This is a genomic window from Magnetospirillum sp. XM-1, assembly GCF_001511835.1.
Classification (GTDB): Bacteria; Pseudomonadota; Alphaproteobacteria; order Rhodospirillales; family Magnetospirillaceae; genus Phaeospirillum.
The window spans coordinates 1,369,037-1,383,304 of sequence record NZ_LN997848.1 but is presented as its reverse complement, the minus strand read 5'-3'; the positions used below and the strand labels follow the sequence as shown (position 1 = coordinate 1,383,304).

17 protein-coding genes are annotated in these 14,268 nt (G+C 66.4%); 11 read left to right on the top strand and 6 right to left on the bottom strand.

All coding sequences use genetic code 11. The features are described from left to right. Nucleotides 1-299: 299 nt before the first annotated feature. The 3 genes from XM1_RS06600 to XM1_RS06590 form a co-directional block, all read right to left on the bottom strand. The gene (locus tag XM1_RS06600; protein ID WP_068431618.1) at nucleotides 300-533 is read right to left on the bottom strand and encodes a DUF1150 family protein; all 234 of its coding nucleotides are present in this window, start codon (nucleotides 531-533) and stop codon (nucleotides 300-302) included. Between the two features lie 2 nt (nucleotides 534-535). After that, on the bottom strand, nucleotides 536-1,036 hold the full coding sequence (locus XM1_RS06595) for an Hsp20 family protein (RefSeq protein WP_068431615.1): 501 nt from the start codon (nucleotides 1,034-1,036) through the stop codon (nucleotides 536-538). A 278-nt stretch (nucleotides 1,037-1,314) separates the two neighbouring features. Further along, the gene (locus XM1_RS06590; protein WP_068431612.1) at nucleotides 1,315-2,169 is read right to left on the bottom strand and encodes a DUF4743 domain-containing protein; all 855 of its coding nucleotides are present in this window, start codon (nucleotides 2,167-2,169) and stop codon (nucleotides 1,315-1,317) included. A gap of 136 nt (nucleotides 2,170-2,305) precedes the next feature. On the opposite strand from XM1_RS06590, the gene XM1_RS06585 reads away from it, so the two are divergent. The 3 genes from XM1_RS06585 to XM1_RS06575 are packed head-to-tail and all read left to right on the top strand — an operon-like array spanning nucleotide 2,306 to nucleotide 4,111. After that, nucleotides 2,306-2,977, top strand: coding sequence for a glutathione S-transferase family protein (locus XM1_RS06585; protein WP_068431609.1), 672 nt, complete (start codon nucleotides 2,306-2,308; stop codon nucleotides 2,975-2,977). A 46-nt stretch (nucleotides 2,978-3,023) separates the two neighbouring features. After that, complete coding sequence (locus tag XM1_RS06580; protein WP_068431606.1) at nucleotides 3,024-3,638, top strand: polysaccharide deacetylase family protein; 615 nt, start codon at nucleotides 3,024-3,026, stop codon at nucleotides 3,636-3,638. Next, nucleotides 3,635-4,111 (top strand): GNAT family N-acetyltransferase, encoded by a 477-nt coding sequence (locus XM1_RS06575; protein WP_068431603.1) that lies wholly within the window; start codon nucleotides 3,635-3,637, stop codon nucleotides 4,109-4,111. The genes XM1_RS06580 and XM1_RS06575 overlap by 4 nt, the downstream gene beginning before the upstream one ends. Here the strand turns inward: XM1_RS06575 and XM1_RS06570 are convergent. Together XM1_RS06570 and pdxY are read right to left on the bottom strand one after the other, a co-directional pair. Then, nucleotides 4,100-4,723, bottom strand: a complete 624-nt coding sequence (locus XM1_RS06570; RefSeq protein ID WP_068431599.1) for a LysE family translocator — start codon at nucleotides 4,721-4,723, stop codon at nucleotides 4,100-4,102. The genes XM1_RS06575 and XM1_RS06570 overlap by 12 nt on opposite strands. A 74-nt stretch (nucleotides 4,724-4,797) precedes the next feature. Further along, nucleotides 4,798-5,649, bottom strand: coding sequence for a pyridoxal kinase PdxY (gene pdxY, locus XM1_RS06565; RefSeq protein ID WP_068431596.1), 852 nt, complete (start codon nucleotides 5,647-5,649; stop codon nucleotides 4,798-4,800). Nucleotides 5,650-5,740: 91 nt separating this feature from the next. On the opposite strand from pdxY, the gene XM1_RS06560 reads away from it, so the two are divergent. The 6 genes from XM1_RS06560 (at nucleotide 5,741) to XM1_RS06535 (ending at nucleotide 11,426) form a co-directional block, all read left to right on the top strand. Then, nucleotides 5,741-6,613 carry a CoA ester lyase gene (locus XM1_RS06560; protein ID WP_068431593.1) on the top strand — a complete coding sequence of 291 codons (873 nt, stop codon included), beginning with the start codon at nucleotides 5,741-5,743 and terminating at the stop codon, nucleotides 6,611-6,613. Nucleotides 6,614-6,725: 112 nt separating this feature from the next. Next, nucleotides 6,726-7,802, top strand: coding sequence for a MaoC family dehydratase (locus XM1_RS06555; protein ID WP_068431590.1), 1,077 nt, complete (start codon nucleotides 6,726-6,728; stop codon nucleotides 7,800-7,802). A gap of 259 nt (nucleotides 7,803-8,061) precedes the next feature. Beyond that, nucleotides 8,062-8,439, top strand: coding sequence for a succinate dehydrogenase, cytochrome b556 subunit (sdhC, locus tag XM1_RS06550; protein WP_068431588.1), 378 nt, complete (start codon nucleotides 8,062-8,064; stop codon nucleotides 8,437-8,439). A gap of 16 nt (nucleotides 8,440-8,455) precedes the next feature. Continuing rightward, on the top strand, nucleotides 8,456-8,836 hold the full coding sequence (gene sdhD, locus XM1_RS06545; RefSeq protein WP_068431585.1) for a succinate dehydrogenase, hydrophobic membrane anchor protein: 381 nt from the start codon (nucleotides 8,456-8,458) through the stop codon (nucleotides 8,834-8,836). Between the two features lie 4 nt (nucleotides 8,837-8,840). Next, entirely contained in the window at nucleotides 8,841-10,625 is a 1,785-nt protein-coding gene (sdhA, locus tag XM1_RS06540) for a succinate dehydrogenase flavoprotein subunit (protein WP_068431583.1), read from the top strand. A 21-nt stretch (nucleotides 10,626-10,646) separates the two neighbouring features. After that, entirely contained in the window at nucleotides 10,647-11,426 is a 780-nt protein-coding gene (locus XM1_RS06535; RefSeq protein ID WP_068431581.1) for a succinate dehydrogenase iron-sulfur subunit, read from the top strand. A 66-nt stretch (nucleotides 11,427-11,492) separates the two neighbouring features. Here XM1_RS06535 and XM1_RS06530 read toward each other — a convergent pair whose 3' ends face one another. Then, entirely contained in the window at nucleotides 11,493-11,897 is a 405-nt protein-coding gene (locus XM1_RS06530) for a hypothetical protein (RefSeq protein WP_068431579.1), read from the bottom strand. 158 nt (nucleotides 11,898-12,055) lie between these two features. On the opposite strand from XM1_RS06530, the gene XM1_RS06525 reads away from it, so the two are divergent. Continuing rightward, nucleotides 12,056-12,988 (top strand): exopolyphosphatase, encoded by a 933-nt coding sequence (locus XM1_RS06525; RefSeq protein ID WP_068431576.1) that lies wholly within the window; start codon nucleotides 12,056-12,058, stop codon nucleotides 12,986-12,988. Between the two features lie 70 nt (nucleotides 12,989-13,058). Next, the gene (gene zapE / locus XM1_RS06520) at nucleotides 13,059-14,222 is read left to right on the top strand and encodes a cell division protein ZapE (protein ID WP_068431572.1); all 1,164 of its coding nucleotides are present in this window, start codon (nucleotides 13,059-13,061) and stop codon (nucleotides 14,220-14,222) included. Nucleotides 14,223-14,268 lie beyond the last annotated feature (46 nt).

The window sequence follows — 14,268 nt, the reverse complement described above, 5'->3', positions numbered from 1 at the left end:
TCGCCGCCATGCCGTCATGCCCGGACTTGTTCCGGGCATCCACGGTGCGGGCCGCGTTATCCATCATTCCGGACGCCTTCGTGCGACGCAGCGTGGATGGCCGGGTCAAGCCCGGCCATGACGACGGAATGCTTTCGCACCCATTTTTGACTCGTCTTACCCAATCCGAGACATCCGTCTCGGATTGGGGACAAATAAGCCAAAGCCCGCGCGCCGGGCCGCCCCTAGCGCGGGCTTTTCCTTAGATCTTCCTGCGAAAAAGTACACTGAGCGTAGCGAAGGACTTTTTCGCAAGCGTGCTAATGCACGCTCATGGGCTCCATCTCGTGCTGGACGATGGCGGCGAAGGCGGTGTCGCGCGACGGCGCCGCGCCGATCACCGTGCCGTCGGCGGCATGAATGGACCAGCCGCCCTGCCCGCCATTGTCCTCGTGCTTGAAATAGGCGACGGCTGGCATGCCCCAGTTGAGGAAATCGGTGGCGCTCATCAGGTGATGGCCCATGATGGAGTTTCTGTTATCCGTGGTCTTCATGTTCAGACCTCCCTCTTATGGCCGGTTCTGGCCCGGGATGACACCGGCGAGGCTTCGTCGGCGGAAACGGTGATGGTGTGGGGCGCCTCGCCCGCCCGTCCGATGGGAATGGTGCGGACCTTGGGCTCGGGCACCCGGCGGATCAGGTCGACGTGCAGCAGGCCGTTGTCCAAGGACGCGCCCATGACTTCCATGCCGTCGGCCAGCAGGAAGGCGCGCTGGAACTGGCGCGACGCGATGCCGCGATGGATGAAGATGCGGCTGCCCTCGTCATCGGCCTGACGCCCGCGGATGACCAGCTGATTGTCCTCGAGCGCCACGGACAGGTCGTCCCACGAGAACCCGGCCACCGCCAGCGTGATGCGCAGGCCGTTCTCGGAAATCTGTTCGATGTTGTAGGGCGGATAGCCCTCGGGCGAGGTTTTGGAGATGCGGTCGAGCAGCCGGTCGAAATGATCGAAGCCGAGCAGCAGCGGGGAATTGAACGCGGACAAACGGGACATGATCTTCGTTCTCCTCGGGCATGAGCGAGTACGCCAAGGAAGGGCCCGTCATCGGCACCCTTCATCATATTATCTTGGGGGGAATTAAAGGATCGTCAAGCGAAGCGGTATTTTCACCCGGCGTCCCATAGCATCAAGCCGTGAATCCGCACCGTATCCACTCTCGTCATGCCCGGACTTGTTCCGGGCATCCACGTGGATGCCCGGGTCGAGCCCGGCCATGACGCAAAGAGATGATCCGGATTTGACGCAAGACGATCTCGGGAGAAAACAGACTCTCACCCGCCCTTCCTGAGCCCGCTCACCAGATCGACGTAATCGTGCTCGACATCGGGCGAGATCAGGCCGTGGCGGATCAGGAAGTCGATGATCACCAGATTGACGTTGAACTTGAACTCGTCGGTGTCCTTGACCAGACGGGCCACCTCGGCCACCGGCATCAGGGTGAAGCCCTGCAGCTCGCCGTCGGTGTTGCGCGGCGTGAAGCTCTCGGGGACCTCCAGGTCGTAGCAGAACATCACGTCGGGCTTGAGGCCCCACTCATCCTCGAGGCAATAGGAGACCACGCCGACGGGGCGCGCGGTGGCGGCCAGCGCCGCCGGAATGTCGGCCTCCTCGGCCGCTTCCTTGATCAGGTTGTCGGCCAGTGACAGGTCGCTGGGCTGGCCGCCGGCCACCATGTTGTCCAGCTTGCCCGGCGCCACGCTCTTGTCCTTGGCGCGGCGGCCGATCCACAGGTGAAGGCCGTCGGGACGGCGCACCATTCCGTTGACGTGGACGCCATAGGCGCGGATGCCGAACAGGCTGACCACGCCCCGGTCGATGCTCATCAGGGCCGGATCGCCGAAGCGGGCCGAGACCCGGTAGCGCTCGCCCCGCAATTTCGGCGTGCCCCAATCCTCGGCCAGTTCGCGGGCCACCTCGTCGATGGCGTTGCTGCGCGCCTCTGGCGTGGCCAGCGCCGGATGGAGGCTGACGCCTTCGATGGACACCCGGAAGGCCTCGGGAAAGGCGGCGAGGCGCTGGGCCACGTCGTGGCGGACCCAGCCGATCCACTTGCCCTCCACCGAGAACGGCCGGAACTTGGCCAGGTCGTGGCGGTTGCAGACGCGGATGTGGTCGAGGAAGGCCATGATACGGGCTCCGGCGGAGGATGCGACAGGGTGCAGAAGCCGCCCGCAAAGGTCAAGGGCGCCTACTGTTTAAGAAATGTTCATATGGGGCGACCACCCTCTATTCTCGTTGCGGGAAAAGCGGTAAAAGAGACGCATGAGGACCCTTTACCATCACCCGCTCTGCCCCTTCTCGCGCCTCGTGCGCGTCGTGCTCGCCGAGAAGAAGCTGGATTTCGAGCCCCAGATCGAAAAGACCTGGGAGCGTCGGCCCGAGTTCCTCGCCCTCAATCCGGCGGGCCAGCTGCCCGTGCTGGTCGAGGACGACGGCTCCGCCCTGGCCGATTCCACCGCCATCGTCGAATACCTGGAAGAGACCAGCCGCGAAACGCCGCTGCTGCCCGCCGAAGCCCTGGCCCGCGCCGACGTGCGGCGTCTGGTCGCCTGGTTCGGGCAGAAGTTCCACGCCGAGGTCACCGACCATCTGGTGGGGGAAAAGGTGTTCAAGCGCCTGGAATCGGGCAAGAACGAGCCGGATTCGCGCCGCATCCGCGCCGGCTACGCCCATATCCACCAGCATCTGGACTATGTGGGCCGGTTGGCCGAGCGCCACGGCTATCTGGCCGGCGGCGTGTTCACCCTGGCCGACATCGCCGCCGCCGCCCAGATTTCCGCCGTGGATTACGTGGGCGACGTGCCGTGGGACCAGCACGCCCCGGCCAAGGACTGGTACGCCCGCGTCAAGTCGCGGCCCAGCTTCCGTGTGCTGCTGGCCGACCACCTGCCCGGCCTGGTCCCGCCCCGGCACTATGCCAACCCGGATTTCTAGGCTCCTCGCTCTCCTTCTCCTCCTCGCCGCCCCCGTCCGGGCCGAGGTGATCGAGCGGCTGCCCACCGCCGACAAGCTGGTGGCGCTGACCTTCGACGCCTGCGAGGCCAAGGGCCAGCCGGCCTATCTCGACCGGACCATTCTCGACGTCCTGGCCGCCGAGAAGGTGCCCTACACCATCTTCGCCACCGGCCTGTTCGCCCGGCGCAACGCCGAAGAGCTGAAGGCCCTGGCCGCCAGCCCGCTGGTCCGGGTGGAAAACCACTCCATGGACCACGCCCGCCACATGGAGCGCTTCGACGCCGCCGCCATCCGCAGCGAGGTCGAGGACGCCGATGCCGCCATCCAGGCGGTGACGGGCCGCAAGCCCCGCTTCTTCCGCTTTCCCGGCGGCGACCATGACGGCCGCAGCCTGGCCGAGGTCGAGGCCACCGGCCACAAGGTGGTGCACTGGACCTTTCCCTCCGGCGATCCCGCCCGGGGCGTGACGCCCGAACGCTTAAGCGAATGGGTGCTGTCCAAGACCCGCCCCGGCGCCATCCTGATCTTCCACGTCAACCGGCGCGCCCCAGCCACCGGCCCGGCGCTTCCCGCCATCCTGGCCGGCTTGCGCGCCAAGGGGTATCGCTTCGTCCCGCTGGAGGAGGCGCTGCCGCCATGACTCCCGTCGCCCTGGACGGCGGCCTGCTCCGCCCCCTGGACGCCCCGGATTGCGCCCCCCTGGCCCAGGCCCTGGCGGCCATCGACCCCTGGGCACGGCTGGGCTATGGCGCGCCCGCCCTGGAACGCTATCTGCGGCGCGACGATCCCGCGCTCGCCCGCTGGGTGATCGAGCGCAATGGCACAATCGCCGGCCTGCTGGCGCGGCGCTCACCCTGGCTGCGCGGCCCTTATATCGAGCTGTTCGCCGTCCTGCCCGGTTTCCAGGGAAACGGCCTGGGCGGCGCCGCCATGAACTGGGCCGCCCGGCACGCCGCCGAGATCGCCCCCAACCTGTGGGCCTGCGTCTCGGACTTCAACGCCCCGGCGCGGGCCTTCTACGCCCGTCACGGCTTCGCCGAGATCGTGGGACTGGACGGGCTGGTCCAGCCGGGGATAGGCGAAATTCTGCTGCGCCGCCGCCTACAGCAATAGGCTGCCCAGCGCGGCGGCTCCGAACACCATCAGCATGGCGCCCGACAGGTGGTTGAACCGGCGCATGCGCTCTGGCGTGAAGCGGTCGCGCGCCGCCGAGGCCAGGGCCGACAGGGTCAGCCACCACAGGGACGAGCCGACGAAGATTCCCGCCACCAGCAGGATGGTCGGCACACCGATGCCGGGACGCCCCATGGGCCCCAGCGCGGCGAAGACGCCGGCCACCCCGAAGATCGTGCCGGGATTGGTGATGGTGATGGCGAAGGTGGACAGGAAGTCCCGGGCCATGCCGGGGCCCTTGCCCGGTTCGGCCTCCACCATGACCGCCGCCGAGCGCCAGGTATGAACGCCGAGGCCCAGCATGAACACCCCGCCGACCACCTTCAGCGTCACCATCTGGCCGTCGATGAAGCTCATCACCGCGCCGATGCCGAAGGCCGCCACCGCGCCGAACAGGGTATCGGCCACCGCCGCCCCCAGCCCGGCGACGAAAGCGGCCATCCGCCCGTCGGCCAGCGCCTTCCGGATGCACAGGATGCCCACCGGCCCGATGGGCGCGGCGATGGCGAAACCGATGGCGATTCCGCGCAGGAACGGGATGACGGATTCCACCTTGCGACCTCGACGGGAAACGGGGCGCCAGGAAAGACGCAACCTCCTGCCCCGGTCAAGGAAAGAGATCGGGACTATCCCTTGACCGGCAGGGGCGGGAAGAACCGGGTGGGAATGGCGATCTCGTCCTGGCCCGCCACCAGGGCCAGTTCGCGGCCACCGGCCGCACGGGTCTTCTCCAGCACGCCGTAGAGGCTGGACACCGCCATGGACAGGGCCTCGGGCAGGTCGCGGCCCTTGATGAGGTGGGCCAGCAGCAGCGCCGACAAGGTGTCGCCGCCGCCGTTGGGCGGCGTGGGGAAGCGCAGCCGGGGGGTGCGCACGATCCAGGCGCCCTCGGCGTTCACCGCCAGGCAGCCGATCATGCCGTCGCCCGCCGGCAGGCTGGTGGCGACCACCGCCTTCGTTCCCCGCTCCATCAGCCGGCGCGCGGCCCAGATGGCGTCCTCGGTGGTGCCGATGGGCCGCCCGGCCAGCACGCCCAGCTCGAAGCAATTGGGCGTGACGATGTCGGCCAGGGGGGCCAGAACCTCGGCGAAGACCCGGGGAATGCCCTCGGCCACGTACAGGCCGCCCCCCTCGTCGCCCATCACCGGGTCGCAGACATAAAGGGCGGCGGGATGGATGCCGCGCAGGCGGCGCACCGCGTCGGCCACCACATCGCCGGTCTCGGCCAGTCCCAGATAACCGGACAGCACCGCCCCGAAGGCTTCCAGCAGTCCGGCCGCCTCCAACCCGTCCACCACGTCGCGCAGGGCCTGGGCCGGATGGGCACCGCCCCGCCAGGCGCCGTAGCCGGGATGGTTGGAGAACTGCACGGTGTCCACCGGGCACGCCTCCAGCCCCAGGCGCTGCAGGGCGAAGATGGCGGCGGAATTGCCCACGTGCCCGTAGGCCACCGCCGATTGGAAAGAAAGAATCTTCATGTCCAGGCCGGTATAGACGATGCAATGTTGCGCCGCAACCGGACCATCGGGTAGTCTGCCCCGCCTTTTGTCACTTTTGGGAGTTTCGTCCATGGCGACCACCGCGCGGCCCCGCCGTTCCGTCCTCTACATGCCCGGTTCCAATCCGCGCGCCCTGGAAAAGGCCCGGACGCTCCCCGCCGACGGCCTGATCCTCGATCTCGAGGACGCGGTCGCCCCCGACGCCAAGGAAGAGGCCCGTGCCCAAGTGGTCGACGCGGTCAAGGCCGGCGGCTACGGCGCCCGCGAATTGCTGGTGCGCGTCAATTCGCTCGCCACTCCCTGGGGCCAGGCCGACGTGGCCGCCGCCGCCCAGTCGGGCGCCCACGCCGTGCTGATCCCCAAGGTGGAAAGCGCCGACACCGTGCGTCAGGTGGAAGCCATCATGGTCGCCAACGGCGCACCTGCCGACATGGCCATCTGGTGCATGATGGAGACACCGCGCGGCATGCTGCGCGCCGAAGAGATCGCCGGGTCCAGCCCCCGCATGGGCGGCTTCGTCATGGGCACCTCGGACCTGGCCAAGGACCTGCACTGCGCCCACACCCGCGACCGGCTGCCCATGATCACCAGCCTGGGGCTGTGCCTGCTGGCGGCGCGCGCCTATGGCCTCGCCGCGCTGGACGGCGTCTATCTCGACCTCAACGACGACGAGGGCTTCGCCTATTCCTGCCAGCAGGGCCTGGAGCTGGGCTTCGACGGCAAGACCCTGATCCACCCCAAGACCATTGACGCCGCCAACCGGGTCTTCGCCCCGGCGGAAAAGGAAATCGAGTGGTCGAAGAAGATCATCGCCGCCCACGCCGAGGCCTCGGCCGCCGGCAAGGGCGTGGTGGTGGTCGACGGCAAGCTGATCGAGAACCTGCACGTGGAGAACGCGCGGCGCATCGTGGCGCTCGCCGACCAGATCGCCGCCATGGCCTGAGAAGGGCAAGTCAGGCCATCACCATTTCAAACCGTCATGGCCGGGCTTGACCCGGCCATCCATGGCCCCCCGGATCAAGTCCGGGGGTGACGAGAAAAAAGAGGCTCCACCAATGACCAAGACCAACGCCGGCAATTTCTTCGAGGACTTCCGCCTCGGCCAGGTGATCAACCACGCCACGCCGCGCACCGTCACCGCCGGTGACGTGGCCATGTACACCGCGCTGTACGGCTCGCGCTTCGCCGTCAATTCCTCGGCCGAGTTCGCCAAGTCGCTGGGCCTCGCCGCCGAGAACATGGGCCACATCGCCCCCGTCGACGACCTGCTGGCCTTCCACGTGGTGTTCGGCAAGACCGTGCCCGACATCAGCCTCAACGCCGTCGCCAACCTGGGCTATGCCGTCGGCCGCTTCGGCGAGATGGTCTATCCCGGCGACACCATCACCACCACCTCGACGGTGATCGGGCTGAAGGAAAATTCCAACAAGCAGACCGGCGTGGTCTATGTCCGCTCGGTGGGCACCAACCAGCTCCACGAGATGGTGGTGGAATACGTGCGCTGGGTGATGGTGCGTAAGCGCGACCAGAACGCCGCCGTCGCCGAGGAGAAGGTGCCGGACCTGGCCGCCGCCGTCGCCGCCGCCGATCTGGTGATCCCCGAGGGGCTGAAGCTGGGCTCCTACGACACCGTCCTGGCCGGCAGCCCGCATCTGTGGGACGACTACGCGGTGGGCGAGAAGATCGACCATGTGGACGGCATGACCATCGAGGAAGCCGAACACATGATGGCGACCCGGCTGTGGCAGAACACCGCCAAGGTCCACTTCAACCAGTACACCGAGGGCCAGGGCCGCTTCGGCCGCCGCCTGATCTATGGCGGCCACATCATCAGCCTGGCCCGGGCGCTTTCGTTCAACGGGTTGGGCAACGCCTTCAAGATCGTCGCCATCAACGGCGGACGCCACACCAACCCCACCTTCGCCGGCGACACCATCCACGCCTGGACCGAAGTGCTGGAGAAGATCGAGGTGCCGGGGCGCAAGGACGTGGGCGCGCTCAGGCTGCGCCTGGTCGCCACCAAGAACCAGCCTTGCGCCGGCTTCCCCTTCAAGGCGGAAAACGGCAAGGACTTCGACCCCGCCGTGGTGCTGGACTTCGACTACACCGTGCTGATGCCCAGGAAGAAGTAAGACGGATGATGCGAGGGGCCCCGTCCCCTCGCGCTCCCCTTCGAATGCCGGCCATCACTTAAAAGCGCTTCACCCCAGGCATTTCGCCGTATCACACGCGGCCCGGCGTTCGGCCCTACTCCCTCCGGGTAGGATTTCCCGCCGGAAAGTGTGGTCCCTATCGTTGACTCCGAGGGCCCGAGGGGCTAAACACCTACACCGCATCGCCGCAAAGGGCCGATACAAGGCCCTCGTCGTCCGTATTTCAGGGGCTATTGCCATGACAACGCGCACCCGGCCGCTTTCGCCTCATATCCAGGTTTACAGGATGCCGTTCACGGCCATCCTGTCCATCACCCACCGCATCACCGGCATCGCGCTGGCGGTCGGCACCGTCGTGCTGGCCTATTGGCTGGCCTCGGCCGCCTATGGCCCCGTCGCCTATGGTCACGCCCAGGCCGTGCTCGGCTCGTGGCTGGGCAAGCTGGTGCTGTTCGGCTGGACCGGCGCCCTGTTCTATCACCTGTGCAACGGCATCCGTCACCTGTTCTGGGACAAGGGCCGTGGCTACGAGATCGCCGAGGCCGACAAGTCGGGCCGCATGGTCGTGGGCGCCGCCGTGGCGCTGACCCTGCTGGCCTGGATCTTTGGCCTGTAATCGGGAGCGCACGACAATGAGCCTCGAATCCCCTGTCGGCCGCGCCCGCGGCCTCGGTTCCGCCAAGGAAGGCGCCGGCCACTGGATCGCCCAGCGCGTCACCGCCATCTTCCTGATCCCGCTGTCGCTGTGGTTCGCCGTCTCCGTGATCGGCCTGTCGCACGCCGACTACGCCACCTTCAAGGCGTGGATGGCCAAGCCCGGCAATTCCTCGCTGCTGCTGCTCACCGTGCTGACGGTGATGTACCACGCCGCGCTCGGCCTGCAGGTGGTGATCGAGGACTACGTCCACTGCGAATGCAAGAAGGTCGCAGCCCTGGTCGGGTCCAAGCTGATCATCGCCTTCCTCGCCGTCTTCATGACGGTGTCGATCCTCAAAGTCGCGATTGGAGCCTGACGTCATGGCTGCCTACAAGATTATCGACCACACCTACGACGTGGTGGTTGTCGGCGCCGGCGGCGCCGGCCTGCGCGCCACCATGGGCATGGGTCAGGCCGGCTTCAAGACCGCCTGCATCACCAAGGTGTTCCCCACCCGCTCGCACACCGTGGCCGCCCAGGGCGGCATCGGCGCCTCGCTCGGCAACATGGCCGAGGACACCTGGCAGTGGCACATGTACGACACCGTCAAGGGGTCGGACTGGCTGGGCGACCAGGACGCCATCGAATACATGTGCCGCGAGGCCGTGCCGGCCGTGCATGAGCTGGAGCACTTCGGCGTGCCCTTCTCGCGCACTCCCGAAGGCAAGATTTACCAGCGCCCGTTCGGCGGCCACATGTCCAATTTCGGCGAGAAGCCGGTGCAGCGCGCCTGCGCCGCCGCCGACCGCACCGGACATGCCATCCTGCACACGCTGTACTCCCAGTGCCTGAAGCACCAGTGCGAGTTCTTCATCGAGTACTTCGCGCTCGACCTGATCATGGATGCCGACGGCACCTGCCGCGGCGTGATGGCCTGGAACCTGGACGACGGCACGCTGCACCGCTTCCGCGCCCATCAGGTGGTGCTGGCCTCGGGCGGCTATGGCCGCGCCTACTTCTCCTGCACCTCGGCCCACACCTGCACCGGCGACGGCCATGGCATGGTGACCCGCGCCGGCCTGCCGCTGCAGGACATGGAGTTCGTGCAGTTCCACCCCACCGGCATGTACGGTTCGGGCTGCCTGATCACCGAGGGCGCCCGCGGTGAAGGCGGCTACCTGACCAACTCCGCCGGCGAGCGCTTCATGGAGCGCTATGCCCCCACCGCCAAGGATCTGGCGTCCCGCGACGTGGTGTCGCGCGCCATGACCATGGAAATCCGCGAAGGCCGCGGCGTGGGCAAGGACAAGGACCACATCTTCCTGCACCTCGAGCACCTGGGCGCCGAGACCCTGGAACTGCGCCTGCCCGGCATCACCGAGACCGCCAAGATCTTCACCGGCGTCGACGTGACCAAGGCTCCGGCCCCGGTTCTGCCCACCGTCCACTACAACATGGGCGGCATCCCCACCAACCTGCACGGCGAAGTGCTGCGTCCCACCAAGGACAATCCCGACGCCACGGTGCAGGGCCTGATGGCCATCGGCGAGGCCGCCTGCGTGTCGGTGCACGGCGCCAACCGTCTGGGCACCAACTCGCTGCTGGACATCGTGGTGTTCGGCCGCGCCGCCGCGCTGCACGCCGCCAAGATCCTCAAGCCCGGCACGCCGCACAAGCCGCTGCCCAAGGATGGTTCGGATCTGGCCGTGTCGCGCTTCGACCGTCTGCGCAACGCCTCGGGTTCCATGCATACCAGCGAAATCCGCCTGGCCATGCAGAAGACCATGCAGAACGACGCCGCGGTGTTCCGCACCTCGAAGTCGCTGGCCGAGGGCTGCCAGAAGATGGGCGAGGTGGCCTCCACCCTGCCGCAGATCAAGATCAACGACCGCTCCACCGTGTGGAACTCGGATCTGGTCGAGGCCCTCGAGCTCGAGAACCTGATGGACTGCGCGCTGGCCACCATCGTCGGCGCCGAAGCCCGCCACGAAAGCCGCGGTGCCCACGCGCACGAGGACTTCCCCGAGCGTGACGACGTCGAATGGCAGAAGCACACCCTGGCCACCGTCAAGGACGGCAAGGTGTCCCTGGACTACCGTCCGGTGCACACCTACACGCTGACCGACGAGGTCGAGTACATCAAGCCGCAGAAGCGCGTGTACTAAGGAAGGGTAAGGAGAACGCACATGGTTGAATTCGCCCTGCCCGCCAACTCGCGGGTCCAGCCCGGCAAGGTCTACAAGGCCACTGGCGCCAAGAACGTCAAGGTCTTCAAGATCTACCGCTACGACCCCGATTCCAACGCCAACCCGCGCCTGGACAGCTACGAGGTCGACCTCGACGCCTGCGGCCCGATGGTCCTGGACGCCCTGCTGAAGATCAAGAACGAGATCGACTCGACCTTGACCTTCCGCCGCTCGTGCCGCGAAGGCATCTGCGGTTCGTGCGCCATGAACATCGACGGCACCAACACGCTGGCCTGCCTGAAGCCCATCGAGGACATCAAGGGCGACGCGGCGATCTACCCGCTGCCGCACATGCCGGTGGTTAAGGACCTGATCCCCGACCTGACCCTGCCCTACGCCCAGTTGGCCTCCATCAAGCCCTGGATGCAGACCCAGACCGCTCCGCCGCCGGACGGCGAGCGTCTGCAGAGCCCGGAAGAGCGCGAACAGCTCGACGGCCTGTGGGAATGCATCCTGTGCTTCTGCTGCCAGACCAGCTGCCCCAGCTACTGGTGGAACGGCGACCGCTATCTCGGCCCGTCGGTGCTGCTCCAAGCCGCCCGCTGGATTCTCGACACCCGCGACGAGATGACCGGCGAGCGTCTGGACGCGCTTGAAGATCCCTTCAAGCTGTACCGCTGCCACACCATCATGAACTGCACCAAGACCTGCCCCAAGGGCCTCAACCCGGCCAAGGCCATCGGTGCCATCAAGGAAAAGATCGCCGAGCGCCGCCTCTAAGGGCGTCTGGCGATCCTTCAAGCGAAAGGGGCGGTTCCCATGGGAACCGCCCCTTTTTCCTTGCCGTCATTCCTCGGAGGACTGCCCCCTGGCCCGGCGCTCCTCTTGCCATGCCTTGACCTGGGAATTGGAGAACGGGTTCACCAGCGTGCCGTCGGCCATGCGCATATCGGGATCAAAGCAGTAATAATCCGCCAGGTGAGGAACGGTCAGGCGGCACTGCCATTTCCGCTCGGTGACCAGGATGGTCTTGAGGCCGTAAACCTCGCACGCCTCCGCCGCCAGCCGGTCCCGCTCGGCCTTCGGCGTGTCGTCGCCGTAGCAGACCCTGATCTGCCCGTCATAGCCGGGAAGTCTCTGCTTCTTGATGGACTTGTCCATCTCGCGGCGGTCGACGAAAGCCTCCCCCATGGAACAGCCGCCCAGAAGCGCGACCAGCAAGACGAAGGCGGTAGTGCGGATGGCATGCATCGAAGGGCCCATGAAAACCGGGGAAGCGCTCCCATTGTTTAAACCAACTCCCCTCTTTTGGAAACATTCCTGCGCCAGGGACGTTGTCAGTGGAACCACTCAGGGCTATTCTCGGGGAAATGGCGTCTACCCCTGGGGTGGGAAAGAGGAGTAGGTCTATGTCCGACGGTAAGAAATTCCGGCTGGTTACCCGCAGCGACTTCGACGGTCTGGTCTGCGCGGTGCTGCTGAAGCAGCTCGATCTCATTGACGACATCAAGTTCGTCCATCCAAAAGATATGCAGGACGGCATCATCGAGATCGGGCCGAAGGACATCACCACCAACCTTCCCTATGTGGAAGGCGTGCATATCGCCTTCGACCACCACCTGTCCGAGACCATCCGGGTGGGCAAGAAGGAGAACCACGTCATCGAAGCCGAGGCCCCCTCGGCGGCCCGCGTGGTCTATAACTATTACGGCGGCGCCAAGGTGTTCCCGGCGTCGTGGAACGAGATGATGGCGGCGGTGGACCAGGGCGATTCGGCCCAGTACTCGCTGGAAGAGATTCTCAACCCCACCGGCTGGACCCTGCTGAACTACATCATGGACGCCCGCACCGGTTTGGGCCGTTTCCGCGAGTTCCGGGTGTCCAACTACCAGCTGATGATGGACCTGATCGATTACTGCCGGAACCACAACATCGACCAGATTCTGGCCCTGCCCGACGTCAAGGAACGGACCGACATCTATTTCGAGCACGCCGAAAAGTTCAAGGACCAGATCAAGCGCTGCTCCACCGTCCACAAGAACCTGGTGGTGCTGGACCTGCGCGGCGAGGACACCATTTTCGCCGGCAACCGCTTCATGATCTACGCGCTCTACCCGGAGACCAACGTCTCCATCCACGTGCTGTGGGGCGTGAAGAAGCAGAACACCGTCTTCGCCATCGGCAAGTCCATCGTCAACCGCTCGTCCAACACCAATGTGGGCGAGCTGTGCCTGAAGTACGGCGGCGGCGGCCACATGAACGCCGGCACCTGCCAGGTGGACAACGCCGTCTGCGACAAGGCGCTGGGCGACATCGTCGCCAAGATCACCGCCGACGGCTGAACGGCCGGGCGTCCGCGACCGGGCGGGAGGCGACTCCCGCCCGCTTTCGTTTCGGGAGCTTGAGGAAAATATGGGCGAAGGCCCCCTGTTCGCCTACCGCGCCAAGGTCGCCAGCGGCGAGGTCCGACCGGACGTCGCGCAGGAATTGGCCATGGAGAAGCTGCAAAGCCTCCATCACGCCCTGGCGCGCTACCGCCCGGCCCAGGGCGAAACCGGCTGGCTGGCCCGCTTCGGTCTGAAGAAGGCCTCGCCGGCCTCCACCTGGACCTGGGGCGGCGGCGACCTGGAGGCCCAGGCGGCGCCCAAGCTCGGCCTCTATATTTTCGGCGAGGTGGGGCGCGGCAAGTCCATGCTGATGGACCTGTTCTTCCACACCGCCTCGATCCCGGGCAAGAAGCGCGTCCACTTCCACGAGTTCATGCGCGACATCCACGCCGACATCCACAAATGGCGCCAGACGCCGTCGCGCGGCGATGCCGACCCCATTCCCAAGCTGGCCCGCTCCATCGCGTCGGAAGCCTGGCTGTTGTGCCTGGACGAGTTGCAGGTCACCGACATCGCCGACGCCATGATCGTCGGCCGCCTGTTCAAATGCCTGATGGACGACGGTGTAATCGTGGTCATCACGTCGAACCGCCACCCCAGGGACCTGTACAAGGACGGCCTCCAGCGCGACCGCTTCATCCCCTTCATCAAGCTGATCGAGGAGAAGCTGGACATCCTGGAGCTGAACTCGGACCGCGACTACCGCCTGGGCCGCAAGCGCGGATTGCAGGTCTACCACGCTCCGCTCACCGAGGAGGCGGAGAACGCCCTGGAACTGGCCTTCGCCCGCCTGACCGAAGGCGCCGGCGCCACGCCCCACACCATCGAGGTCAACGGGCGGCAGCTGCGCATCCCGCTCGCCGCGGTGGGCGTCGCCCGCTTCTCCTTCGCCCAGCTGTGCGGCACGGCGCTGGGACCCAGCGACTACCTGGCGCTGGCGTCGCGCTACCACACCCTGGTGCTGTCCGACATTCCCCTGCTGTCGCCGGCCAATAAGGACGAGGCCAGGCGCTTCGTCACCCTGATCGACGCGCTGTACGAACACAAGGTAACCCTGATCTGCTCGGCCGCCGCACCGCCGGAAACCCTCTACCCCGAAGGCGTCGGCGCCTTCGAGTTCCAGCGCACCGTCTCGCGCCTGATGGAGATGCAGGCCGAGGATTACGTGATGCGGGAATGGACCGCATGATTGCATACAATCAAACAGAGATAATCTTATATATAAGACTCGCTAA